24 protein-coding genes are annotated in these 24,971 nt (G+C 40.6%); 21 read left to right on the forward strand and 3 right to left on the reverse strand.

Annotation, left to right across the window (positions count from 1 at the left end; translation table 11 throughout):
• Positions 1 to 5: 5 nt before the first annotated feature.
• Positions 6 to 1,346: a sodium-dependent transporter gene (locus B4W83_RS00130; RefSeq protein WP_007284748.1), complete on the reverse strand. Its 1,341-nt coding sequence runs from the start codon at positions 1,344 to 1,346 to the stop codon at positions 6 to 8.
• A gap of 339 nt (positions 1,347 to 1,685) precedes the next feature.
• Here B4W83_RS00130 and B4W83_RS00135 point away from each other — a divergent pair, with 339 nt between their 5' ends.
• Positions 1,686 to 2,426 (forward strand): MerR family transcriptional regulator, encoded by a 741-nt coding sequence (locus B4W83_RS00135; RefSeq protein ID WP_000274782.1) that lies wholly within the window; start codon positions 1,686 to 1,688, stop codon positions 2,424 to 2,426.
• Positions 2,427 to 2,468: 42 nt separating this feature from the next.
• On the opposite strand, the gene aao is transcribed toward B4W83_RS00135, so the two are convergent.
• Both aao and B4W83_RS00145 read right to left on the reverse strand, forming a co-directional pair.
• Positions 2,469 to 3,644, reverse strand: a complete 1,176-nt coding sequence (gene aao, locus B4W83_RS00140; RefSeq protein ID WP_000680044.1) for an aminoacetone oxidase — start codon at positions 3,642 to 3,644, stop codon at positions 2,469 to 2,471.
• A gap of 59 nt (positions 3,645 to 3,703) precedes the next feature.
• Positions 3,704 to 4,549: a DegV family protein gene (locus B4W83_RS00145; RefSeq protein ID WP_000219931.1), complete on the reverse strand. Its 846-nt coding sequence runs from the start codon at positions 4,547 to 4,549 to the stop codon at positions 3,704 to 3,706.
• A 124-nt stretch (positions 4,550 to 4,673) separates the two neighbouring features.
• Here B4W83_RS00145 and B4W83_RS00150 point away from each other — a divergent pair, with 124 nt between their 5' ends.
• The 20 genes from B4W83_RS00150 (at position 4,674) to holA (ending at position 24,845) form a co-directional block, all read left to right on the forward strand.
• A complete protein-coding gene (locus tag B4W83_RS00150; protein ID WP_000004147.1) occupies positions 4,674 to 5,231 on the forward strand; it encodes a TetR/AcrR family transcriptional regulator in 558 nt (185 codons plus the stop codon).
• A gap of 18 nt (positions 5,232 to 5,249) precedes the next feature.
• Positions 5,250 to 5,717 carry a deoxycytidylate deaminase gene (locus B4W83_RS00155; protein ID WP_000136974.1) on the forward strand — a complete coding sequence of 156 codons (468 nt, stop codon included), beginning with the start codon at positions 5,250 to 5,252 and terminating at the stop codon, positions 5,715 to 5,717.
• An 88-nt stretch (positions 5,718 to 5,805) separates the two neighbouring features.
• Positions 5,806 to 6,435, forward strand: a complete 630-nt coding sequence (gene upp / locus B4W83_RS00160; RefSeq protein ID WP_000515975.1) for a uracil phosphoribosyltransferase — start codon at positions 5,806 to 5,808, stop codon at positions 6,433 to 6,435.
• A 173-nt stretch (positions 6,436 to 6,608) separates the two neighbouring features.
• Positions 6,609 to 7,199: an ATP-dependent Clp protease proteolytic subunit ClpP gene (gene clpP, locus B4W83_RS00165; RefSeq protein WP_000613465.1), complete on the forward strand. Its 591-nt coding sequence runs from the start codon at positions 6,609 to 6,611 to the stop codon at positions 7,197 to 7,199.
• A 78-nt stretch (positions 7,200 to 7,277) separates the two neighbouring features.
• The gene (locus B4W83_RS00175) at positions 7,278 to 7,526 is read left to right on the forward strand and encodes a YlbG family protein (RefSeq protein WP_000462126.1); all 249 of its coding nucleotides are present in this window, start codon (positions 7,278 to 7,280) and stop codon (positions 7,524 to 7,526) included.
• 101 nt (positions 7,527 to 7,627) lie between these two features.
• Entirely contained in the window at positions 7,628 to 8,788 is a 1,161-nt protein-coding gene (locus B4W83_RS00180; RefSeq protein WP_000726146.1) for an ABC transporter substrate-binding protein, read from the forward strand.
• Between the two features lie 116 nt (positions 8,789 to 8,904).
• Complete coding sequence (locus B4W83_RS00185; protein ID WP_000941427.1) at positions 8,905 to 9,774, forward strand: branched-chain amino acid ABC transporter permease; 870 nt, start codon at positions 8,905 to 8,907, stop codon at positions 9,772 to 9,774.
• Between the two features lie 3 nt (positions 9,775 to 9,777).
• Positions 9,778 to 10,728 (forward strand): branched-chain amino acid ABC transporter permease, encoded by a 951-nt coding sequence (locus B4W83_RS00190; RefSeq protein WP_000662285.1) that lies wholly within the window; start codon positions 9,778 to 9,780, stop codon positions 10,726 to 10,728.
• Between the two features lie 5 nt (positions 10,729 to 10,733).
• Complete coding sequence (locus B4W83_RS00195) at positions 10,734 to 11,498, forward strand: ABC transporter ATP-binding protein (RefSeq protein ID WP_001185994.1); 765 nt, start codon at positions 10,734 to 10,736, stop codon at positions 11,496 to 11,498.
• Positions 11,498 to 12,208: an ABC transporter ATP-binding protein gene (locus B4W83_RS00200; RefSeq protein WP_000062201.1), complete on the forward strand. Its 711-nt coding sequence runs from the start codon at positions 11,498 to 11,500 to the stop codon at positions 12,206 to 12,208. The genes B4W83_RS00195 and B4W83_RS00200 overlap by 1 nt, the downstream gene beginning before the upstream one ends.
• A 252-nt stretch (positions 12,209 to 12,460) precedes the next feature.
• Positions 12,461 to 13,117, forward strand: coding sequence for a CBS domain-containing protein (locus B4W83_RS00205; RefSeq protein WP_000268678.1), 657 nt, complete (start codon positions 12,461 to 12,463; stop codon positions 13,115 to 13,117).
• 107 nt (positions 13,118 to 13,224) lie between these two features.
• Positions 13,225 to 14,320, forward strand: a protein-coding gene (prfB, locus tag B4W83_RS00215; RefSeq protein WP_142246423.1) for a peptide chain release factor 2 whose coding sequence is annotated in 2 segments (ribosomal slippage) — positions 13,225 to 13,296 and positions 13,298 to 14,320 — 1,095 coding nt in all. Because the reading frame shifts where the segments join, the coding sequence is not laid out codon by codon here.
• A 17-nt stretch (positions 14,321 to 14,337) separates the two neighbouring features.
• Positions 14,338 to 15,030 (forward strand): cell division ATP-binding protein FtsE, encoded by a 693-nt coding sequence (ftsE, locus tag B4W83_RS00220; RefSeq protein ID WP_000022265.1) that lies wholly within the window; start codon positions 14,338 to 14,340, stop codon positions 15,028 to 15,030.
• Positions 15,023 to 15,949 (forward strand): permease-like cell division protein FtsX, encoded by a 927-nt coding sequence (ftsX, locus tag B4W83_RS00225; RefSeq protein WP_000625541.1) that lies wholly within the window; start codon positions 15,023 to 15,025, stop codon positions 15,947 to 15,949. Before ftsE ends, ftsX begins: the two co-directional genes overlap by 8 nt.
• Before the next feature lie 400 nt (positions 15,950 to 16,349).
• A complete protein-coding gene (locus B4W83_RS00230; RefSeq protein WP_000974058.1) occupies positions 16,350 to 18,530 on the forward strand; it encodes a PTS transporter subunit IIBC in 2,181 nt (726 codons plus the stop codon).
• Between the two features lie 51 nt (positions 18,531 to 18,581).
• On the forward strand, positions 18,582 to 19,397 hold the full coding sequence (locus B4W83_RS00235) for an endonuclease/exonuclease/phosphatase family protein (protein ID WP_000670821.1): 816 nt from the start codon (positions 18,582 to 18,584) through the stop codon (positions 19,395 to 19,397).
• A 246-nt stretch (positions 19,398 to 19,643) separates the two neighbouring features.
• Entirely contained in the window at positions 19,644 to 20,987 is a 1,344-nt protein-coding gene (locus B4W83_RS00240; RefSeq protein WP_007284750.1) for a DEAD/DEAH box helicase, read from the forward strand.
• Between the two features lie 213 nt (positions 20,988 to 21,200).
• Positions 21,201 to 22,391, forward strand: a complete 1,191-nt coding sequence (metK, locus tag B4W83_RS00245; RefSeq protein ID WP_000003909.1) for a methionine adenosyltransferase — start codon at positions 21,201 to 21,203, stop codon at positions 22,389 to 22,391.
• 447 nt (positions 22,392 to 22,838) lie between these two features.
• Positions 22,839 to 23,774 (forward strand): dihydroorotate oxidase, encoded by a 936-nt coding sequence (locus B4W83_RS00255; RefSeq protein WP_083022200.1) that lies wholly within the window; start codon positions 22,839 to 22,841, stop codon positions 23,772 to 23,774.
• 33 nt (positions 23,775 to 23,807) lie between these two features.
• The gene (gene holA, locus B4W83_RS00260) at positions 23,808 to 24,845 is read left to right on the forward strand and encodes a DNA polymerase III subunit delta (protein ID WP_000879648.1); all 1,038 of its coding nucleotides are present in this window, start codon (positions 23,808 to 23,810) and stop codon (positions 24,843 to 24,845) included.
• Positions 24,846 to 24,971: the final 126 nt, after the last annotated feature.

Raw genomic sequence — 24,971 nt, forward strand, 5'->3', positions numbered from 1 at the left:
TTTGATTATATAAATTGGGCGATGAAGACCACGATGATGATGATTGGAATGACGAAACGAAGAAGGAAGAGCCAGACTTGGAACAGTCCCTGTTTCCATGCGGTTTCATCAAGATGGAGTTCCTCCATTGCAAGAGCCTTTTTAAAGATATAGCCTGTAAAAAGTGAAAGGCAGAGAGCTCCAAATGGCATGAGGAGATTGGAAACCAAGAAGTCCATAGCGTCAAAGAAGGTCTTCCCAAAGATGTGAGCATCCGCCATGACACCGTAAGATAGGGCTGAGGGAATGCCAAAGACAAAGGTCAAGATTCCCAAAATGGCACTCCACATGGCACGCTTGCTGTTGTCCTGGTTGGTGATATTGCCCACATTGATTTCCAGCATAACGACGGAAGAAGTGACTGTCGCAAAGAGGAAGAGCAAGAGGAAGAGGATGTAGAAAATGGTTCCAAAAGGCATCTTGTCAAAGAGTTGAGGCAAGACGATAAAGAGTAAGCTCGGTCCCCCTTCAGACTGGATATTGAAGGCTGACATAGCTGGGAAAATGGCGAGACCTGCCATGATGGATACCGAGATATTCATGGCTACGATGGAAATTCCTGATTGGACCAGATTGGTTTTCTTGTCTAAGTAAGAAGCATAGGTCAGCATGGCTGTAACCCCTAGTGAGAGGGCAAAGAAAGATTGTCCCAGAGCATAGAGGAGACCAGCACTGGTCAGTTTTGAAAAGTCTGGTTTGAGGAAGTAAAGAACCCCTTCCATGGCATTTGGCAAACTGAGAGAACGACCGATGATGACGACAAAGATGATAAAGAGCAGGGGCATCATGACTTTCGAAGCTCTTTCAATCCCTTTTTGAACCCCACGTGATACAATGAAGATATTCAATAGGATAAAGGTCGCTTGAGCTCCTAGAGCAATGGCTGGATTTGAAATGATTGAAGTAAATAACTGAGCATAATCACCCGTTCCACCAATTTGGAACAATTTTCCAAACTCAATGCCTAGATAGACTAAAATCCAGCCACCAATAACACTGTAGAAAGATAAGAGGATAAAGAGGGCAAAGGCACCAATCCAACCGATAAAGTTGTACTTACTATTCTTGCCTAGTTTTCCAAAGGTTTTGATTGCTGAGACACCAGCGCTTCGGCCGAGAGCAAATTCAGCTAGCAAAAGGGGGAAACCGATTAGAATAGTGGAAATGAGAAAGACCAGTAAAAAGCCTCCTCCACCGTTAGCAGCAGTCATATAGGGGAATTTCCAAACGGCACCAAGTCCGATGGCTGAACCAGCAGATGCTAGGATAAAGCCCGGTTTAGACCCCCATTGCGATTTTTCAGACATAGTTAAACTCCTAAAATTAGTGTTACAAAAGAAAAAGCTACTGCCCTTGGCAAATAGCCTCATCAGTACTCAAAATGAGCGTTTCTTTTGATTGATAGACTTGACTATCCTATCATGTTTTCTAAGGTCTGTCAAGAAAACCATTTTCATGTTATGATAAAGTAAAAAATTTCGCAAAAACGCTTGACTCTGACCTAAGGGGAGGGGTTATACTATCAGTGTAATACTCTTCGAAAATCTCTTCAAACCACGTCTGCGTCGCCTTACCGTACTCAAGTACAGCCTACGGCTAGCTTCCTAGTTTGCTCTTTGATTTTCATTGAGTATAAGGAGGAAATCATGTACCATATAAAAGAAGCTGCACAGCTTTCGGGTGTCTCTGTCAAGACCCTGCACCACTACGATAAGATAGGACTTTTGGTTCCTTTAAAGTCGGAAAACGGCTATCGAACCTACAGTCAGGAGGATTTGGAACGTCTCCAGGTCATTCTTTACTACAAATATCTAGGCTTTTCTTTAGAAAAAATAGCAGAGCTATTAAAGGAAGAAAGGACAGATTTATTGCCTCATTTGACCAGGCAGTTGGACTATTTGACTCGAGAAAGGGAACATCTGGATACCTTGATTTCAACCTTGCAAAAAACCATTCAAGAACAAAAAGGAGAAAGAGAAATGAGCATTCAAGAGAAATTTGCTGGATTTAACTACCAAGACCATCAAAAATACCACCAAGAGGCGGTAGAGAAATATGGACAAGAAGTCATGGACCAAGCGCTGGAGCGCCAGAAAGGTCACGAAGACGAGGCTACGGCTGCCTTCAACCAAGTTTTTCAAGCCTTAGCACAAAATCTTCAAGCTGGTCTGCCTGTAACAGCAACTGAAAACCAAGAGCAAACAGCCAAGCTCTTGCAAGCCATTCGTACTTATGGATTTGATTGTACTATTGAAGTATTCGGTCATATCGGTAAAGGCTACGTCTATAACCCAGAGTTTAAGGAAAATATTGACAAATTTGGTACTGGAACAGCCCAGTACACATCAGATGTCATTGCCCACTATGTCCAAACTCAAGCAAAATAAAATCGGAGGAGTAATCTTCCGATTTTTTCTATTAAAAGTTCTTTAATCATAATGCAGACTTCCCGCCACCCAGCCGGTGCAGAGGGCAGAAGTGATGTTAAAGCCCCCCGTATGGGCGTTGATGTCCAGTACCTCGCCAGCAAAGTGGAGTCCAGGAACCAGCTTACTTTCCAGAGTTTTGGGATTGATTTCCTTGAGACTGACGCCACCCTTGGTGACAAAGGACTTGGCAAGAGACATTTTTCCAGTTACAGGAATTTTAAGTCCTTTAATGGACTGGACAAGTTGTTCACGTTCCTTTTCAGTCAGTTGTTTGACTTTGTCAGGATAGCCTTGCACAAAAAATTCTGCCAAGCGTTCTGGAAGCAAAGTTTTTAAGGTATTTTTTAGAGATTTTTCCCTATTTTCTTCTAGAAATGCAACCAAGTCATTTTCAGAAAGTTGAGGCAAAACATCCAGTGAGAGAATCTCCCCACCCTTGACAAAGCTAGACATACGTAGGGCAGCAGGACCTGACAAACCAAAGTGGGTAAAAAGCAAATCGTGAGTGATGACACGCTTGCCATAACTTAGAGTCACATCATCCAGCGAAATTCCCTGCAAGGCCTTATGTGGAAAATCTGTTAATAAAGGACTTTCAGCAGCTTCAAGCTCGGTAATGGTATGCTTAAAATGGCGGGCAATCTCGTGACCAAAACCAGTCGAACCAGTAGAAGGATAGGATTTTCCACCAGTTGTGACAATGAGTTTCTCACAAGTGAAGGTTTGGTCTGCGGACTTAAGGACAAACTGTTCGCCGATTTTTTTAACCGAAACAATTTCGGTTTGAGTAGCAACTTGACCACCTAGTTCAGTGATTTTCTTTTCCAAAGCTTCGATAATAGTCCGAGACTTGTCACTGGCTGGAAAGACGCGTCCGTGGTCTTCGAGCTTAAGTTTAACACCATTTTCTGTAAAAAAGTTGATGATGTCATGATTATCGAACTGGGAGAAAACACTGTAAAGAAAGCGTCCGTTTCCAGGAATTCCAGCTAGTAGGTCGTCCAAGCTACCATTGTTGGTCACATTGCAACGTCCCCCACCAGTCCCAGCTAACTTTTTTCCAAGTTTCCGATTTTTTTCGATGAGGAGGGTTTTCTGTCCATAAAAGCTACTGGAAATCGTAGCCATCATACCAGCAGGTCCTCCACCGATGACAATAGTATCAAAATGTTTCATAGCTCTATTGTACCACAAAAAAAACAAGAGATGATGGTTACCTCTTGTCAAGAATGCAATTAATCAATTTCATAGCCCATCAGCAGACCGCCATCTTCTGCATAGAAACTGCAGAGACCAGATGTTGGGAGAATTTTAATATCCGCCTGTGGGAAGGTTTCACGGATTCGGTCTGAAAGCTGTTGGCAACATTTCTCGTTATTGCGTTGGGCCATGACAATACGGCCACCAGCATATCCTGCTTTCACTAACTCTTCATAGGCTGCTTGAACTGACTTCTTTGCTCCTCTTGCTTTTTGTAGCAATTCGAGAGTTCCAGTTTCACTAGCTTCTCCGACCATACGAATGTTGAGAAGGCCAACGACCGTACCGATAAGCTTGCTCAAACGGCCGTTCTTCACCAAGTTATCGACTTTGGCTAGGACAAAGAGCAACTTAGTTTTTTCTTGATAGGCGGTGATAGCTTCAACCACTTCTTCAAAAGACAAGCCCTGGGCAATCAAGTCATTCAATTTTTCTACGAGTAGGTCAACTTCACCACCAGCAGACAAACTATCAATTACATGAATCTTAGTGTCAGGATGTTCTTCCAGATAAATATTCTTGGCCAGTTGAGCACTATTGTGACTACCAGAAAGAGTACCAGTGATGGTTACTAGGAAAATGTTTTTGGCACCTTCAAATGCTCGCAAATAATCATCTGGGCTTGGACAAGCTGATTTTGAAGCTTCTGCGGTTGCATACATGGTTTCCATCATATGGTCAATATCAAGACTGGCATCATCAACAAAGACCTGATCAGCTACTTGAATGGTTAAGGGGACACTTACAAAGGTTGTGTTAATAGCTGGTGTTGGCAGTTGACGATAATCACAACCAGAGTCAGCAATAATCTTCCAAGTCATAGAAATTCTCCATCTTTGTCAGTTATACATTGACAAAGGTTCTGTCTTTTTTTACAATTATATCATGAAAACCCTTGAAACAAAAGCATCATCCGTCTGTTGTGACAAGTAGAAAGAAAATGTTATGTCTGAACGTAGAATCTCTGAAAAGTCTCTTGAAAATCTCAGAAAATCAAACCAAGAATCCAATTTATTAACCAGAGAAGCCATTGAAACAGCCCTCTTGCAACTCTTGGAAAAAAAGGAACTGACCAAGATTAGTATTTCTGAATTGGTCAAACGTGCAGGTGTTTCGCGTGCGGCCTTTTATCGCAATTATGACTCCAAAGAGGAAATTTTAGAGAGCGTCTTTAAACGAACTGTCCACAATATTATGGAACAGCTGCATCATTACGATTTAAAGACAGACCTTTATTTGGTTTGGGTTCACCTTTTCCGGGAGGCCAGAAAGGAAGTTAGAGTGATTCAATTGGCCTTGGATTACCATCTGGAAAAAATCTTTGTCCAAGCCATGCAGGAATTTCTAGAAAAATACCATGGGAAATCAAAAGGTGTCAGCTCTTATCTTCATTCCTTCTGGAGTTCAGCCATCGTCTCAGTCCTTTTAAAATGGATCAAGGATGGCATGAAGGTACCTGCTGAAAAGATAGCGGATTTACGGTTACCATTTTTTAAAAAATAGAGAAATAGGAGAAAAGAGATGACTGAAAAAAGACTGGCCTGGGATGAGTATTTTGCAGCCCAAGCATTACTAATTGCCAATCGTTCCACTTGTAAACGTGCCAAAGTGGGCGCAATTCTGGTTAAGGATAATAAGGTTATTTCCACTGGTTATAATGGTTCGGTGTCAGGTACCGAGCATTGTATTGATCACGAATGTCTGGTCATTGAAGGACACTGTGTTCGCACCCTTCATGCTGAGGTTAATGCCATTCTTCAAGGGGCTGAGCGTGGTGTTCCTAAAGGTTTTACAGCCTATGTAACCCATTTTCCTTGTCTCAACTGTACCAAACAATTATTGCAGGTTGGTTGCAAGCGCGTGGTTTATATCAACCAGTACCGAATGGATGACTACGCCCAATACCTTTATCAAGAAAAAGGGACAGAATTGACCCATTTACCACTTGAGACAGTACAGGAAGCTCTTAAAGAGGCTGATCTAATGTAAAAATTATCAAAAATAAATGGTTTAGAAAGATTTTTAAACCGTTTTTTGGTATAATAAGAAGAATAAATTGAAAGAAGGAATTCCAAAAATGGGAAAAATTGAAGTTATTAATCACCCGCTGATTCAACACAAATTGTCAATTTTGCGTCGTACAGATACTTCTACAAAAGCTTTTCGTGAGCTAGTAGATGAGATTGCAATGTTGATGGGGTATGAAGTACTTCGTGATCTTCCACTAGAAGATGTGGAAATCGAAACACCAATTACAAAAACAGTTCAAAAACAATTAGCAGGTAAGAAATTGGCTATCGTTCCAATCTTGCGTGCAGGTATCGGGATGGTTGATGGTCTCTTGAGCTTGGTTCCAGCTGCTAAAGTTGGCCACATCGGTATGTACCGTGATGAAGAAACACTTCAACCAGTTGAGTATTTGGTGAAATTGCCTGAGGACATTAACCAACGTCAAATTTTTGTAGTAGATCCAATGTTGGCAACAGGTGGCTCAGCAATCTTGGCCGTTGACTCACTTAAAAAACGTGGCGCATCAAATATTAAATTTGTCTGCCTTGTATCAGCACCAGAAGGTGTAAAAGCCCTTCAAGAAGCTCATCCAGATGTAGAAATCTTTACAGCAGCCTTGGATGAACGCTTGAACGAACACGGTTATATCGTTCCAGGTCTTGGAGATGCTGGAGACCGCTTGTTCGGTACAAAATAAGATCGAAAAGAAGAATGACTTGGAAAAGTATTTCTAGTCACGAAAGGAGGTTGGGTTTTTGTTTCTGTCTAATGAAAGCAGAGCAAAAATTTGACCTTTTTTGACCAAGATATTATAATAGTCTTATCTTCAGTCATTTGACCAACAAAATTAAAACTCAAAAGGAGAAATGAATGATTCCTGTAGTTATTGAACAAACAAGCCGTGGAGAACGTTCCTACGATATTTACTCACGTCTTCTTAAAGACCGCATCATTATGCTGACAGGTCCAGTTGAAGACAATATGGCTAACTCTGTTATTGCCCAATTGCTTTTCTTGGATGCCCAAGATAGTACAAAAGATATTTACCTTTATGTCAATACACCTGGTGGTTCCGTTTCAGCTGGTTTGGCAATCGTTGATACCATGAACTTTATCAAGGCAGATGTCCAAACCATCGTTATGGGTATGGCAGCATCTATGGGGACGGTCATCGCATCAAGTGGAGCAAAAGGCAAACGTTTCATGCTTCCAAATGCAGAGTATATGATTCACCAACCAATGGGTGGTACAGGTGGTGGTACCCAACAAACTGATATGGCTATCGCTGCAGAACATTTGCTTAAAACTCGTAAAACCTTGGAAAAAATCTTGGCTGAAAATTCAGGTCAGTCAATCGAAAAAGTCCATGCAGATGCAGAACGCGATAACTGGATGAGCGCCCAAGAAACACTTGAATATGGCTTCATTGATGAAATCATGGCCAACAATTCATTGAACTAATAATCAAAGGAGGCAAACTCGACTGGGTTTGCTTTTTTTGGTATAATAGGGAGAGATTTCTTAGAAAGAGGATTTATCATGTTTGAAAAAGTCAATCGATCTGGCTTGATTATCTATCTTTACTATAATCGTGATGCCAAAAAACTGCAGGATTATGGAGATATTACCTATCATTCCAAGAAACATCGTTACTTACAACTCTATGTTCCAACTCAAGAAGTGGAGCAATTGGTCGGGCGCTTGAGCAAGGAAAAGTTTATCAAAAAAGTCAGAGTTTGTCATATCCAAGAACTGGAAACACCCTTTGTGGGCAACCTTTACCGATAGGAAAACGTTATCAGATAAAAATTTAAAGAAAAGTGTTGACAATTTTCTGATAATTCGATATATTCTTAACAGACTATTTAAGAAATAAGGAGACAAAAAAGATGAAGAAAAAATTTGCCCTATCGTTTGTGGCGCTTGCAAGTGTAGCACTTCTTGCAGCCTGTGGAGAAGTGAAGTCTGGAGCAGTCAACACTGCTGGTAACTCAGTAGAGGAAAAGACAATTAAAATCGGGTTTAACTTTGAAGAATCAGGTTCTTTAGCTGCATACGGAACAGCTGAACAAAAAGGTGCCCAATTGGCTGTTGATGAAATCAATGCCGCAGGTGGTATCGATGGAAAACAAATCGAAGTAGTTGATAAAGATAATAAGTCTGAAACAGCTGAGGCTGCTTCAGTTACAACTAACCTTGTAACCCAATCTAAAGTATCAGCAGTCGTAGGACCTGCGACATCTGGTGCGACTGCAGCTGCGGTAGCGAACGCTACAAAAGCAGGTGTTCCATTGATCTCACCAAGTGCGACTCAAGATGGATTGACTAAAGGTCAAGATTACCTCTTTATTGGAACTTTCCAAGATAGCTTCCAAGGAAAAATTATCTCAAACTATGTTTCTGAAAAATTAAATGCTAAGAAAGTTGTTCTTTACACTGACAATGCCAGTGACTATGCTAAAGGGATTGCCAAATCTTTCCGCGAGTCATACAAGGGTGAAATCGTTGCAGATGAAACTTTCGTAGCAGGTGACACAGACTTCCAAGCAGCCCTTACAAAAATGAAAGGGAAAGACTTTGATGCTATCGTTGTTCCTGGTTACTATAATGAGGCTGGTAAGATTGTAAACCAAGCGCGTGGCATGGGAATTGACAAACCAATCGTTGGTGGTGATGGATTTAACGGTGAGGAGTTTGTACAACAAGCAACTGCTGAAAAAGCATCAAACATCTACTTTATCTCAGGCTTCTCAACTACTGTAGAAGTTTCAGCTAAAGCTAAAGCCTTCCTTGACGCTTACCGTGCTAAGTACAATGAAGAGCCTTCAACATTTGCAGCCTTGGCTTATGACTCAGTTCACCTTGTAGCAAACGCAGCAAAAGGTGCTAAAAACTCAGGTGAAATCAAGGATAATCTTGCTAAAACAAAAGACTTTGAAGGTGTAACTGGTCAAACAAGCTTCGATGCAGACCACAACACAGTCAAAACTGCTTACATGATGACCATGAACAATGGTAAGGTTGAAGCAGCAGAAGTTGTAAAACCATAATAGAAAAATGTTGAAATAGGGAATGAGCCTCGGACTCACTCCCTGTTTCGATGTTTAAGAACCTATCAAAAAGTGAGGGAAAACCCTCGGAATTATAAATAGAAAGAGTGAATCTTATGCTCCAACAACTAGTAAATGGTTTGATTCTAGGTAGTGTTTATGCGCTGTTAGCACTAGGATATACCATGGTTTACGGAATTATCAAGCTCATCAACTTCGCCCATGGTGATATTTATATGATGGGAGCCTTTATCGGTTATTTCTTGATCAATTCTTTCCAAATGAATTTCTTTGTAGCTCTTATTGTAGCCATGCTAGCGACAGCTATTCTTGGTGTCGTGATTGAGTTCCTTGCTTACCGACCTTTGCGTCACTCTACTCGTATTGCTGTTTTGATTACAGCTATTGGGGTTTCTTTCCTATTGGAGTATGGCATGGTCTATCTGGTTGGTGCCAATACTCGTGCCTTTCCTCAAGCGATTCAAACAGTTCGCTATGATTTGGGACCAGTTAGCCTAACAAACGTGCAGTTAATGATCTTGGCCATTTCCTTGATTTTGATGATTTTGTTACAGGTCATTGTCCAAAAGACTAAGATGGGGAAAGCCATGCGTGCTGTATCTGTAGATAGCGATGCGGCACAATTGATGGGGATCAATGTAAACCGTACGATCAGCTTTACCTTCGCTTTGGGTTCAGCTCTTGCGGGTGCGGCTGGTGTTCTGATTGCCCTCTATTATAACTCTCTTGAGCCTTTGATGGGGGTTACTCCAGGTCTTAAGTCTTTCGTTGCCGCGGTACTTGGTGGTATCGGAATCATTCCTGGTGCGGCTCTTGGTGGCTTTGTGATTGGTCTATTAGAAACTTTTGCGACAGCCTTTGGGATGTCAGACTTCCGTGATGCCATTGTTTATGGAATCTTGTTGTTGATCTTGATTGTCCGCCCAGCTGGTATCCTTGGTAAAAATGTGAAAGAGAAGGTGTAAGCGATGAAGGAAAATTTAAAAGTTAATATTCTATGGTTACTCCTTTTATTAGCTGGCTATGGCTTGATTAGTGTATTGGTTTCAGTCGGAGTACTCAATCTATTCTATGTACAGATTTTACAACAAATTGGAATTAATATTATTTTGGCTGTTGGTCTCAACTTAATCGTTGGTTTTTCAGGACAATTTTCACTTGGTCATGCTGGTTTCATGGCGATTGGTGCCTATGCAGCAGCTATTATTGGTTCTAAATCACCAACCTACGGTGCCTTCTTTGGAGCCATGCTGATAGGGGCTTTACTTTCAGGAGCAGTTGCCTTGCTTGTCGGAATTCCAACCTTGCGTTTGAAGGGGGACTATCTTGCAGTAGCAACTCTAGGTGTTTCTGAAATTATCCGTATCTTTATCATCAATGGCGGAAGCCTTACAAATGGTGCGGCAGGTATCTTGGGAATTCCAAACTTTACAACTTGGCAAATGGTTTACTTCTTTGTTGTGATTACAACCATTGCAACCTTGAACTTCTTGCGTAGTCCAATTGGTCGTTCAACCCTCTCTGTTCGTGAGGATGAAATCGCTGCTGAGTCAGTTGGGGTTAATACGACTAAAATTAAAATCATCGCTTTTGTCTTTGGTGCCATTACTGCGAGTATTGCAGGGTCACTTCAGGCAGGATTTATCGGTTCAGTTGTACCGAAAGATTACACTTTCATCAACTCAATCAACGTTTTGATTATTGTTGTCTTTGGTGGACTTGGTTCCATTACAGGTGCCATTGTATCGGCTATTGTTCTGGGAATTTTGAATATGCTTCTCCAAGACGTAGCTAGTGTGCGTATGATTATTTACGCTTTGGCCTTGGTCTTGGTAATGATTTTCAGACCAGGTGGACTCCTTGGAACATGGGAATTGAGCCTATCACGTTTCTTTAAAAAATCTAAGAAGGAGGAATAAAACTAATGGCATTACTTGAAGTAAAACAGTTAACCAAACATTTTGGCGGTCTAACAGCTGTTGGAGATGTGACTCTTGAATTGAACGAAGGGGAACTGGTTGGACTAATCGGTCCAAACGGAGCTGGGAAAACCACTCTTTTCAACCTCTTGACGGGTGTTTATGAACCAAGCGAGGGAACAGTAACCCTAGATGGTCACCTTTTGAATGGAAAGGCACCTTATAAGATTGCTTCTTTAGGACTTGGACGTACTTTCCAAAATATCCGTCTCTTTAAAGATTTAACCGTTTTGGACAATGTTTTGATTGCCTTTGCCAACCATCACAAACAACATGTTTTTGCTAGTTTCTTACGCTTACCAGCTTTTTACAAGAGTGAAAAAGAATTAAAATCTAAAGCTTTAGAATTGCTGAAAATCTTTGATTTAGATGGTGATGCAGAGACTCTTGCTAAAAACCTCGCCTACGGACAACAACGTCGTTTGGAAATTGTTCGTGCCCTCGCTACGGAACCTAAAATTCTCTTTTTAGATGAACCAGCCGCAGGTATGAACCCGCAGGAAACAGCGGAATTGACTGAGTTAATTCGTCGCATCAAAGATGAATTTAAGATTACAATCATGCTGATTGAACACGATATGAATCTGGTCATGGAAGTTACAGAACGTATCTACGTACTTGAATATGGTCGTTTAATTGCTCAAGGAACTCCAGACGAAATTAAGACCAATAAACGCGTTATCGAAGCTTATCTAGGAGGTGAAGCCTAATGTCTATGTTAAAAGTTGATAATCTTTCTGTGCATTACGGTATGATCCAAGCAGTCCGTGATGTAAGCTTTGAAGTGAATGAAGGAGAAGTTGTTTCCCTTATCGGTGCCAATGGTGCTGGTAAAACAACCATTCTCCGTACCTTGTCAGGTTTGGTTAGACCAAGCTCTGGAAAGATTGAATTTTTAGGTCAAGAAATCCAAAAAATGCCGGCTCAGAAAATCGTGGCAGGTGGTCTTTCACAAGTTCCAGAAGGACGCCACGTCTTTCCTGGCTTGACTGTTATGGAAAATCTTGAAATGGGAGCTTTTTTGAAGAAAAATCGTGAAGAAAATCAAGCTAACTTGAAGAAGGTCTTTTCACGCTTCCCACGTCTTGAAGAACGGAAGAACCAAGATGCAGCTACTCTTTCAGGGGGGGAACAACAAATGCTTGCCATGGGACGCGCTCTTATGTCAACACCAAAACTTCTTCTTTTAGATGAACCATCAATGGGACTTGCCCCAATCTTTATCCAAGAGATTTTTGATATCATTCAAGATATCCAGCAACAAGGAACAACCGTCCTCTTGATTGAACAAAATGCCAATAAAGCACTTGCAATCTCTGACCGAGGCTATGTATTGGAAACAGGAAAAATCGTCCTATCAGGAACAGGAAAAGAACTCGCTTCATCAGAAGAAGTCAGAAAAGCATATCTAGGTGGCTAAACTAGTCTGGGAGACTAGTTTAGGTTGCAGATGGAGATTACGAAGTAATCATCATCTACATTAAAAGGTTAATTTCTAATAATTGAAAAAATCGAATGAAACGTATCTTACCTTCATTCACAGAGCTCGATTTCAGAGCTCTTTTTGCTAGGTTATTCATACTTTTCTGAATTTTGAAAAAGAAATGTAAGCGTTTGATAGATTTGCAAAAAGATTGTATAATAGGGATAAGAATAGAAAAGGAGAAGTCTCATGGCAGTTAAAGATTTTATGACCCGCAAGGTAGTTTATATTAGTCCAGATACAACAGTATCTCATGCAGCAGATTTGATGAGAGAGCAAGGGTTGCACCGCTTGCCTGTTATTGAAAATGATCAATTGGTTGGTTTGGTAACTGAGGGAACCGTTGCCCAAGCTAGCCCATCAAAAGCAACCAGTCTTTCTATCTATGAGATGAATTATCTTCTAAATAAGACAAAAGTAAAAGATGTCATGATTCGCGATGTTGTCACTGTTTCAGGCTATGCGAGTCTAGAAGATGCAACTTATCTGATGTTGAAAAACAAGATTGGTATTCTTCCTGTAGTAGATAACCATCAAGTCTATGGGGTTATTACGGACCGTGACGTTTTCCAAGCCTTTCTTGAAATTGCTGGTTATGGAGAAGAAGGAATTCGTGTGCGCTTTGTTACAGAAGATGAAGTTGGCGTTCTTGGTAAGATTGTTTCTCTAATCGTTGAAGAAAATTTGAATATCTCCCATACAGTCAATATTCCGCGTAAGGATGGTAAGGTCATTATCGAAGTGCAAATCGATGGATCAATTGATTTACCAGCCTTGAAAGAAAAATTTGAAGCAAATGGTATTCAAGTGGAAGAAATCACTCGCACTTCAGCAAAAGTCTTGTAAGAAGGGAAGCCGAAAGGCTTCTTTTTTCATAAAAAAGGGATTATAGCAAAAGATGGAAAGAAATGATAAAATATGCTATAATGAAATGATGTAAAAAAGGAGTATTTATGGACATTTCAGTAATCCGTCAAAAAATTGACGCAAATCGTGAAAAATTAGCTTCTTTCAGGGGGTCTCTTTGACCTCGAAGGGCTAGAGGAAGAGATTGCCATCTTGGAAAACAAGATGACAGAACCTGATTTTTGGAATGATAATATTGCGGCCCAAAAAACGTCGCAAGAATTAAATGAATTAAAAAACACCTATAACACCTTCCACAAAATGGAAGAGTTGCAGGATGAAGTCGAAATTTTATTGGACTTTTTAGCTGAAGACGAGTCAGTTCAAGAAGAACTGGTAGAGCAGTTAGCCGAACTTGATAAGATGATGACCAGCTATGAGATGACTCTACTCTTGTCAGAACTTTATGACCACAACAATGCCATCTTGGAAATCCATCCAGGTTCTGGTGGTACTGAGGCTCAGGACTGGGGTGATATGTTGCTTCGTATGTATACTCGTTATGGTAATGCTAAAGGCTTTAAAGTGGAAGTATTGGATTACCAAGCAGGGGATGAAGCTGGTATCAAGTCAGTAACCTTATCATTTGAAGGGCCTAATGCCTATGGTCTTCTCAAGTCAGAAATGGGGGTACACCGTTTGGTGCGAATTTCACCATTTGACTCTGCCAAACGTCGCCATACATCTTTCACATCCGTAGAAGTGATGCCTGAGTTGGACGATACCATTGAAGTGGAAATCCGGGAAGATGACATCAAGATGGATACCTTCCGTTCAGGTGGTGCCGGTGGACAAAATGTCAATAAGGTTTCAACAGGTGTACGTTTAACCCACATTCCAACTGGAATTGTTGTTCAATCAACAGTGGATCGTACCCAGTATGGAAATAGAGATCGTGCCATGAAGATGTTGCAGGCTAAGCTCTATCAAATGGAGCAAGAAAAGAAAGCTGCGGAGGTAGATTCCCTCAAGGGTGAGAAAAAAGAAATCACATGGGGAAGCCAAATCCGTTCTTATGTCTTCACTCCTTATACTATGGTAAAAGATCACCGAACTAGCTTTGAGGTTGCTCAGGTAGATAAGGTTATGGACGGAGACCTAGATGGTTTTATCGATGCCTATCTCAAGTGGCGAATCAGCTAAGATAGAAAGGAACTCACATGTCAATCATTGAAATGAGAGATGTCGTTAAAAAATACGACAACGGAACGACTGCCCTACGCGGTGTTTCGGTCAGCGTTCAACCGGGGGAATTTGCTTACATCGTAGGACCTTCAGGAGCAGGGAAGTCAACCTTTATTCGTTCTCTGTATCGTGAAGTAAAAATCGATAAAGGAAGCCTATCAGTTGCTGGTTTTAATCTGGTTAAGATCAAAAAGAAAGATGTCCCGCTTCTACGTCGTAGTGTTGGGGTTGTCTTCCAGGATTATAAATTGTTACCAAAGAAAACTGTCTATGAAAATATTGCTTACGCTATGGAAGTAATCGGGGAAAATCGCCGTAATATCAAAAAACGTGTGATGGAAGTTTTAGACTTGGTTGGGTTGAAGCACAAGGTTCGTTCTTTCCCAAATGAGCTCTCAGGTGGAGAGCAACAGCGGATTGCGATTGCACGTGCTATTGTAAACAATCCAAAAGTATTGATAGCCGATGAACCAACAGGAAACCTGGACCCTGATAATTCATGGGAAATTATGAATCTCTTGGAACGGATTAACCTACAAGGGACAACTATTTTGATGGCGACTCATAATAGCCAGATTGTAAATACCTTGCGCCACCGTGTCATTGCCATTGAAAATGGCCGTGTTGTTCGTGACGAATCAAAAGGAGAGTATGGATACGATGATTAGTAGATTTTTTCGCCATTTATTTGAAGCCTTAAAAAGTTTGAAACGAAATGGTTGGATGACAGTAGCTGCTGTCAGTTCAGTCATGATTACTTTGACCTTGGTGGCAATATTTGCATCTGTTATTTTTAATACAGCGAAACTAGCTACAGATATTGAAAATAATGTCCGTGTAGTAGTTTATATCCGAAAGGATGTGGAAGATAACAGTCAGACAATTGAAAAAGAAGGTCAAACTGTTACAAATAATGACTACCACAAGGTATATGATTCTTTGAAGAACATGTCTACGGTTAAGAGTGTTACCTTTTCAAGTAAAGAAGAACAATATGAAAAGTTAACCGAGACAATGGGAGATAACTGGAAAATCTTTGAAGGAGATGCCAATCCTCTCTATGATGCCTATATTGTAGAGGCAAATACTCCAAATGATGTAAAAACTATAGCCGAAGATGCTAAAAAAATTGAAGGTGTCTCTGAGGTTCAAGATGGCGGTGCCAATACAGAAAGACTCTTCAAGTTAGCTTCATTTATCCGTGTTTGGGGACTAGGGATTGCTGCCTTGTTAATTTTTGTCGCAGTTTTCTTGATTTCAAATACCATTCGTATTACTATTATTTCCCGCAGTCGCGAAATTCAAATCATGCGCTTGGTCGGAGCTAAAAACAGTTATATTCGTGGACCGTTCTTGTTAGAAGGAGCCTTTATCGGTTTATTGGGAGCTATCGCACCATCTGTTTTGGTCTTTATTGTTTATCAAATGGTTTACCAATCTGTTAACAAATCGTTGGTAGGACAAAATCTATCTATGATTAGTCCAGATTTATTTAGTCCGTTGATGATTGCCCTACTATTTGTGATTGGAATTTTTATTGGTTCACTGGGATCAGGAATATCCATGCGTCGATTCTTGAAAATTTAGGTAAAATAATTACTTTTATGAGGAGGTTGTAAAATCTCCTTTTTTGCTACAAAAATTTTAGAAAAGGGACTTCTAATACTCAATGAAAATCAAAGAGCAAACTAGGTAGCTCGCCACAGGATGCTCAAAATACTGATTTGAGGTTGTAGAAAGTCAGTCACATATATACGGTAAGACGACGCTGACGTGGTTTGAAGAGATTTTCGAAGAGTATAAAGAAGTTGCTCAGAGAAGATTCTTGATGGCTAATTTGAACTTGAAATTTAGCACCTAGAAAATTTTTGAAAAAAGAGGATTTTTTTGAATAAAAGCCTTTACAAAAAAAATTAAAGTGGTATAATTAAATCATAAAAGGTGCAAACGTTTTCGTAAAACGTTTGCCTAAATAAAGGAGATTTGAATGATGAAAGATACATTCAAAAATGTCTTGTCTTTCGAATTTTGGCAAAAATTCGGTAAGGCTTTGATGGTGGTTATCGCGGTTATGCCGGCTGCTGGTTTGATGATTTCAATCGGTAAGTCTATCGTGATGATTAACCCTAACTTTGCTCCACTCGTTATTACTGGTGGTGTCCTAGAGCAAATCGGTTGGGGGGTTATCGTTAACCTTCATATCTTGTTTGCCCTCGCTATTGGAGGAAGCTGGGCTAAGGAACGTGCTGGTGGTGCGTTTGCGGCAGGTCTTGCCTTTATCCTAATCAACCGTATCACTGGTACAATCTTTGGTGTATCAGGAGACATGTTGAAGAATCCAGAAGCTATGGTAACAACTCTCTTTGGTGGATCAATCAAAGTTGCTGATTACTTCATTAGTGTTATGGAAGCTCCAGCACTTAACATGGGTGTATTCGTAGGGATTATTTCTGGTTTTATTGGAGCAACTGCTTACAATAAATACTATAACTTCCGTAAGCTTCCTGATGCACTTTCATTCTTTAACGGAAAACGTTTTGTACCATTTGTAGTTATTCTTCGTTCAGTAATTGCTGCAATTCTACTTTCAGCTTTCTGGCCACTTGTGCAAACTGGTATCAATAGCTTTGGTATTTGGATTGCCAACTCACAAGAAACTGCACCAATCCTTGCACCATTCTTGTATGGTACTTTGGAACGTTTGCTCTTGCCATTTGGTCTTCACCATATGTTGACTATCCCAATGAACTACACAGCTCTTGGTGGTACTTATGACATTTTAACTGGTGCAGCTAAAGGTACTCAAGTATTCGGTCAAGACCCACTATGGCTTGCATGGGTAACAGACCTTGTAAACCTCAAAGGTACAGATGCAAGTCACTACCAACAATTGTTAGATACTGTTCACCCAGCTCGTTTTAAAGTTGGACAAATGATCGGTTCATTCGGTATCTTGATGGGTGTGATCGTGGCTATCTACCGTAATGTCGATGCTGACAAGAAACACAAATATAAAGGTATGATGATTGCGACAGCTCTTGCAACATTCTTGACAGGGGTTACTGAACCAATCGAATACATGTTCATGTTCGTTGCAACACCTATGTATCTTGTTTACTCACTTGTTCAAGGTGCTGCCTTCGCTATGGCTGACGTTGTAAACCTACGTATGCACTCATTCGGTTCAATCGAGTTCTTGACTCGTACACCTATTGCAATCAGTGCTGGTATCGGTATGGATATCATTAACTTCGTTTGGGTAACTGTTCTCTTTGCCGTAATCATGTATTTTATCGCAAACTTCATGATTCAAAAATTCAACTACGCAACTTCAGGGCGTAACGGAAACTACGAAACTGCTGAAGGTTCAGAAGAATCTAGTAGCGAAGTGAAAGTTGCAGCAGGCTCTCAAGCTGTAAACATCATCAACCTTCTTGGTGGACGTGCAAATATCGTTGATGTTGACGCATGTATGACTCGTCTTCGTGTAACTGTTAAAGATGCAGATAAAGTAGGAAATGCAGAGCAATGGAAAGCAGAAGGAGCTATGGGTCTTGTCATGAAAGGACAAGGGGTTCAAGCTATCTACGGACCAAAAGCTGACGTATTGAAATCTGATATCCAAGATATCCTTGATTCAGGTGAAATCATTCCTGAAACTCTTCCAAGCCAAATGACTGAAGCACAACAAAACACTGTTCACTTCAAAGGTCTTACTGAGGAAGTTTACTCAGTAGCAGACGGTCAAGTTGTTGCTTTGGAACAAGTAAAAGATCCAGTATTTGCTCAAAAAATGATGGGTGATGGATTTGCAGTAGAACCTGCAAATGGAAACATTGTATCTCCAGTTTCAGGTACTGTATCAAGCATCTTCCCAACAAAACATGCTCTTGGTATTGTGACTGAATCAGGTCTTGAAGTATTGGTTCACATTGGTTTGGACACAGTAAGTCTTGAAGGTAAACCATTTACAGTTCATGTTGCTGAAGGACAAAAAGTTGCAGCAGGAGATCTCCTTGTCACAGCTGACTTGGATGCTATCCGTGCAGCAGGACGTGAAACTTCAACAGTAGTTGTCTTCACAAATGGTGATGCAATTAAATCAGTTAAATTAGAAAAAACAGGTTCTCTTGCAGCTAAAACAGCAGTTGCTAAAGTAGAATTGTAATATACTTGAGGTTGGAAGCTGTATTCCAACCTCTTATTTTGGGAGAAAAGAATGAAATTTTTAACACTCAATACTCATAGTTGGATGGAAAAAGAAGCTGAGGAAAAATTCCAGATTTTGCTTGAGGATATTCTTGAAAAAGACTATGATTTGATTTGTTTCCAAGAAATCAATCAGGAGATCACTTCGCCAGAGGTGGAGGTTAATGACCTTTATCAAGCTTTGCCAGCAGCTGAGCCTATTCACCAAGATCACTATGTTAGACTCTTGGTTGAAAAGTTGTCTGAGCAAGGGAAAAATTACTACTGGACTTGGGCCTATAACCATATCGGTTATGATCGCTACCATGAAGGTGTAGCTATCTTGTCTAAAAAACCTATTGAAGCCAGAGAAATTTTGGTTTCAGATGTGGATGATCCAACAGACTATCATACTCGTCGTGTTGCTTTGGCTGAAACTGTAGTTGATGGTAAGGAGCTTGCAGTTGCAAGTGTCCACCTTTCTTGGTGGGATAAAGGTTTCCAAGAAGAATGGGCACGATTTGAGAATGTCTTGAAAGAATTGAACAAGCCACTTTTACTAGCTGGAGATTTCAACAACCCAGCTGGACAGGAAGGCTACCAAGCTATTTTGGCTAGTCCATTAGGCTTACAAGACGCTTTTGAAGTTGCTCAAGAGAAAAGCGGTAGCTATACCGTTCCACCAGAAATTGATGGCTGGAAAGGGAACACTGAACCCCTTCGAATCGATTATGTCTTTACTACCAAAGAGTTAGCGGTGGAAAATTTACATGTCGTATTTGATGGTAACAAGAGTCCACAAGTCAGTGATCACTATGGCTTGAGTGCTATTTTAAACTGGAAATAATAACTGATACTCTTCGAAAATCAAATTCAAACCACGTCAACGTCGCCTTGCCGTACTCAAGTACAGCCTGCGGCTAGTTTCCTAGTTTGATCTTTGATTTTCATTGAGTATGAAAAGAGGTTGGAACCATGAAATTCTAGCCTTTTTATTATTAGAGAAGCTACTGGAAATAGCCTAAATAAGTGAGACTACTGTAATGGAATAAAATATGGTATAATTGATAAGATAGATAGAATAGAGGATATTATGTCATTTACGAAATTTCAATTTAAAAACTATATTAGAGAGGCCTTGGAGGAGTTAAAATTTACAGCTCCAACAGAGGTGCAAGACAAATTGATTCCTATTGTTTTGGCAGGTAGAGATTTGGTTGGAGAATCAAAAACAGGTTCAGGTAAGACTCACACTTTCTTGTTACCGATTTTCCAGCAATTAGATGAAGCTAGCGATAGTGTACAGGCAGTGATTACTGCACCGAGTCGTGAGTTGGCTACTCAAATTTACCAAGCAGCCCGTCAGATTGCTGCCCACTCAGACGTGGAAGTTCGTGTGGTTAATTATGTGGGTGGTACGGATAAGGCTCGTCAGATTGAGAAATTGGCAAGCGATCAGCCTCATATTGTTATTGGAACACCAGGCCGTATTTACGACTTGGTTAAATCCGGTGATTTGGCTATTCACAAGGCCAAGACCTTTGTTGTTGATGAAGCAGACATGACCTTGGATATGGGATTCTTGGAAACTGTTGATAAGATTGCTGGCAGTCTTTCAAAAGACTTGCAATTCATGGTCTTCTCAGCGACTATTCCGCAAAAACTGCAACCATTCTTGAAAAAATACTTATCAAATCCAGTTATGGAGAAAATCAAGACCAAAACGATCATTTCTGATACCATTGATAATTGGTTGATTTCTACTAAGGGACGTGATAAGAATGCTCAAATTTACCAGTTGACTCAGTTGATGCAACCGTATTTGGCAATGATTTTTGTTAACACTAAAACGCGTGCTGATGAATTGCATTCTTACCTGACTGCTCAAGGCTTGAAGGTGGCAAAAATTCATGGGGATATTGCCCCTCGTGAGCGCAAGCGTATCATGAATCAGGTGAAAAATCTGGATTTTGAGTACATTGTCGCAACAGACTTGGCAGCGCGTGGGATTGACATTGAAGGTGTCAGCCATGTCATCAATGATGCCATTCCGCAAGATTTGTCCTTCTTTGTTCATCGAGTTGGTCGTACTGGAAGAAATGGCCTACCAGGCACAGCCATTACCCTTTATCAGCCAAGTGATGACTCGGATATCCGTGAGTTGGAGAAATTGGGAATCAAGTTTACTCCTAAGATGGTCAAAGATGGAGAATTCCAAGATACCTATGACCGTGATCGTCGTGCTAATCGTGAGAAGAAGCAAGATAAGCTTGATATTGAAATGATTGGTCTGGTCAAAAAGAAAAAGAAAAAAGTCAAACCGGGTTATAAGAAGAAAATTCAATGGGCGGTTGATGAAAAGCGCCGCAAAACCAAGCGTGCTGAAAATCGCGCTCGCGGTCGTGCAGAGCGTAAAGCGAAACGCCAAACATTTTAATAGAAATTGTTGGAGTACTGAACTCCAACTTTTTGCTTTATGAGAACGAACTATCTAAACCGAAATATCACATTAAAGACTGCAAATTGCGCTAAAAAATGGTATAATGATAAAGTTATATAGTCCCGATAAGATGGTAGGCATTTATCACTAAGAGTTTTCCTACCAGTACTTTGTAACTCTATAACACTATTTTTAAGGGGGGACATTTTTATGTCAGAACGTAAATTATTCACGTCTGAATCTGTATCTGAGGGGCATCCAGATAAGATTGCAGACCAAATTTCAGATGCGATTTTGGATGCTATTTTAGCAGAGGATCCAGAGGCGCACGTTGCTGCTGAGACAGCTGTCTATACTGGTTCCGTCCACGTTTTTGGTGAAATTTCTACAAATGCCTATGTGGATATTAACCGTGTGGTTCGTGATACCATTGCAGAGATTGGTTATACCAATACAGAATATGGTTTTTCTGCTGAGACAGTGGGAGTTCATCCGTCACTTGTTGAGCAGTCACCAGATATTGCCCAAGGTGTTAACGAAGCCTTGGAGGTTCGTGGAAATGCAGACCAAGATCCACTTGATTTGATCGGTGCTGGAGACCAAGGGCTCATGTTTGGATTTGCAGTGGATGAAACAGAAGAGCTCATGCCATTGCCAATCTCACTCAGTCATAAATTGGTTCGTCGTCTGGCAGAACTTCGTAAATCTGGAGAAATTAGCTATCTCCGTCCAGATGCAAAATCACAAGTTACAGTTGAGTACGATGAAAATGACCGTCCGGTACGTGTAGATACAGTCGTTATTTCTACTCAGCATGATCCAGAGGCTACTAATGAACAAATCCATCAAGATGTGATTGACAAGGTCATCAAAGAAGTTATTCCATCTTCTTATCTCGATGATAAGACAAAATTCTTTATCAATCCGACAGGTCGTTTTGTAATCGGTGGTCCTCAAGGGGACTCAGGTTTGACTGGTCGTAAGATTATTGTAGATACTTATGGTGGCTACTCTCGTCATGGTGGTGGTGCCTTCTCTGGTAAGGATGCGACTAAGGTGGACCGTTCTGCCTCATATGCAGCTCGCTATATTGCCAAGAACTTCGTTGCAGCCGGTCTTGCTAAGAAGGCAGAAGTTCAATTGGCCTACGCTATCGGTGTTGCCCAACCTGTTTCTGTTCGTATCGATACTTTCGGTACAGGAACAGTAGCTGAAAGCAAGCTTGAAAAAGCAGCCCGTCAAATCTTTGACCTTCGCCCTGCAGGAATTATCCAAATGCTGGACCTCAAGCGTCCAATTTACCGTCAAACAGCAGCTTATGGACACATGGGACGTACAGATATTGACCTTCCATGGGAACGTTTGGACAAGGTAGACGCTTTAAAAGAAGCAGTCAAATAAAATCTTAAGAGGGGGACTTCCTCTCTTTTTTATAGTTTTTAACTATACTGGGATACTGTTCTGAAAATCCATTTTGCGAAAGTAGAGATTTACATGTATTTCTTTAAAAATGCCAAAGGTTGAGATTTCTCCTCGTAATAGATAATCATGGAGATATTTCAATCCAAAGTTTTATTCGTTATCACTTGACTATTGCAAGGTTTTCTAGAGCAACAGAGTCATGGAATGGACTCATGGTTGAGATTTCTCCTTGTTGCTTGGACTTCATTCAAAAGTCTGTGACCCAAGTCTTGTTCAAACTTCCAATACACTAGCTGTTTCCATAACATGACTTCTGCACTAGACTTTCTTTTCCGAATAAATAGATAGAACCACAGAATCTAGTAAACCTAGAATTAAAATTATGGTATAATATTAGCAATAAAAAGAATCTGGAGGATTAGAATCATGGTATCAACGAAAACACAAATTGCTGGTTTTGAGTTTGACAATTGCTTGATGAATGCAGCAGGTGTGGCTTGTATGACGATAGAGGAGTTAGAAGAGGTCAAAAACTCAGCGGCAGGAACCTTTGTTACTAAGACAGCAACCTTGGACTTTCGTCAGGGAAATCCTGAGCCACGCTATCAAGATGTCCCACTTGGTTCTATCAATTCTATGGGCTTACCAAATAAGGGCTTAGACTATTATTTGGATTATCTTTTGGATTTACAGGAAAAAGAGCCAAACCGAACTTTCTTCTTATCTCTGGTTGGAATGTCTCCAGAGGAAACCCATACTATCTTGAAAAAAGTCCAAGAGAGTGATTTTCGTGGTCTGACTGAGCTAAATCTTTCCTGTCCAAATGTTCCAGGTAAACCTCAGATTGCCTATGATTTTGAGACAACACACCGGATTTTGGCAGAGGTGTTTGCCTACTTCACCAAACCTCTTGGAATTAAATTGCCACCATATTTTGATATTGTTCACTTTGACCAAGCGGCAGCTATTTTCAACAAGTATCCGCTCAAGTTTGTCAACTGCGTTAACTCTATCGGAAACGGCCTCTATATAGAAGACGAATCTGTCGTTATTCGGCCTAAGAATGGTTTTGGTGGAATTGGTGGAGAATACATCAAACCAACTGCTTTAGCTAATGTTCACGCCTTTTATCAACGCTTAAATCCCCAGATCCAAATCATTGGAACAGGTGGCGTGTTGACTGGTCGTGATGCCTTTGAACATATTCTCTGTGGAGCGAGTATGGTGCAGGTGGGAACCACCCTTCACAAAGAAGGCGTCGGTGCCTTTGACCGCATTACCAATGAACTAAAAGCAATCATGGCGGAAAAAGGATACGAGAGCTTAGAAGATTTCCGTGGGAAATTGCGCTATATTGACTAAATTAAATCGAAAAATCAGAAGAAAGGAGAGAAGATGCTAGCCATTGAAGAGAGTCAGAAGTTGACTTTATCAAATTTACCTAGCCTGAGCCTTTTTACAGGGACAGATCAGGGTCAGTTTGAAGTGATGAAGAGTCAAGTATTGAAACAGATTGGCTATGATTCTGCTGATCTCAACTTTGCCTACTTTGATATGAAAGAAGTGGTCTACAAGGATGTGGAACTGGAGTTAGTCAGCCTTCCTTTCTTTGCGGATGAGAAAATCGTGATATTAGACCATTTTGTAGATATCACAACAGCCAAGAAACGCTTTTTAACAGATGATGAACTCAAGTCGTTTGAGGAATACCTTGATAACCCTTCACCAACAACCAAGTTGTTGATCTTTGCGGAAGGAAAGCTGGATAGCAAAAGACGGCTGGTAAAATTACTTAAGCGTGATGCCAAGGTCTTTGATGCAGTAGAAGCCAAAGAACAAGAATTACGCCAGTATTTCCAAAAGTGGAGCCAGAAAGAAGGTCTGCAGTTTACCAATAATTCTTTTGAAAATCTTCTCGTCAAGTCGGGTTTTCAATTTAGCGAAATCCAGAAAAATCTCCTCTTTTTACAGTCCTATAAGGAAGACTCTGTTATCGAGGAAGAGGATATTGTTAACGCAATTCCCAAGACCTTACAGGACAATATTTTTGATTTAACTCAGTTTATTCTGACTAAAAAGATGGATCAGGCGCGCGATTTGGTTAGAGATTTGACCTTGCAAGGTGAAGATGAAATCAAACTGATTGCAGTCATGCTAGGACAATTTCGGACTTTTACTCAGGTGAAGATTTTGGCGGAGTCTGGGCAAACAGAATCTCAGATTGCAAGTAGTCTAGGAAGTTTTCTCGGACGCAATCCTAATCCCTATCAAATCAAGTTTGCGCTGAGAGATTCAAGAGGACTTTCTTTGAGCTTTTTGAAGCAAGTAATTTCCTACTTGATTGAGACAGACTATCAGATTAAGACAGGACTCTATGAAAAAGGTTTCCTTTTTGAAAAGGCACTCTTACAGATTGCTAGTCAGGTCAATTGACATTTGTTGAAACTACAACCCGCGTCAGGATTATCTTGTCGTGGGTTTCTTACTGATTTGCTTATTTTATACTCAATGAAAATCAAAGAGCAAACTAGGAAACTAGCTGCAGGCTGCTCAAAGCAC

Origin of the sequence: Streptococcus pseudopneumoniae ATCC BAA-960 = CCUG 49455, assembly GCF_002087075.1 — a bacterium.
GTDB lineage: Bacteria > Bacillota > Bacilli > Lactobacillales > Streptococcaceae > Streptococcus > Streptococcus pseudopneumoniae.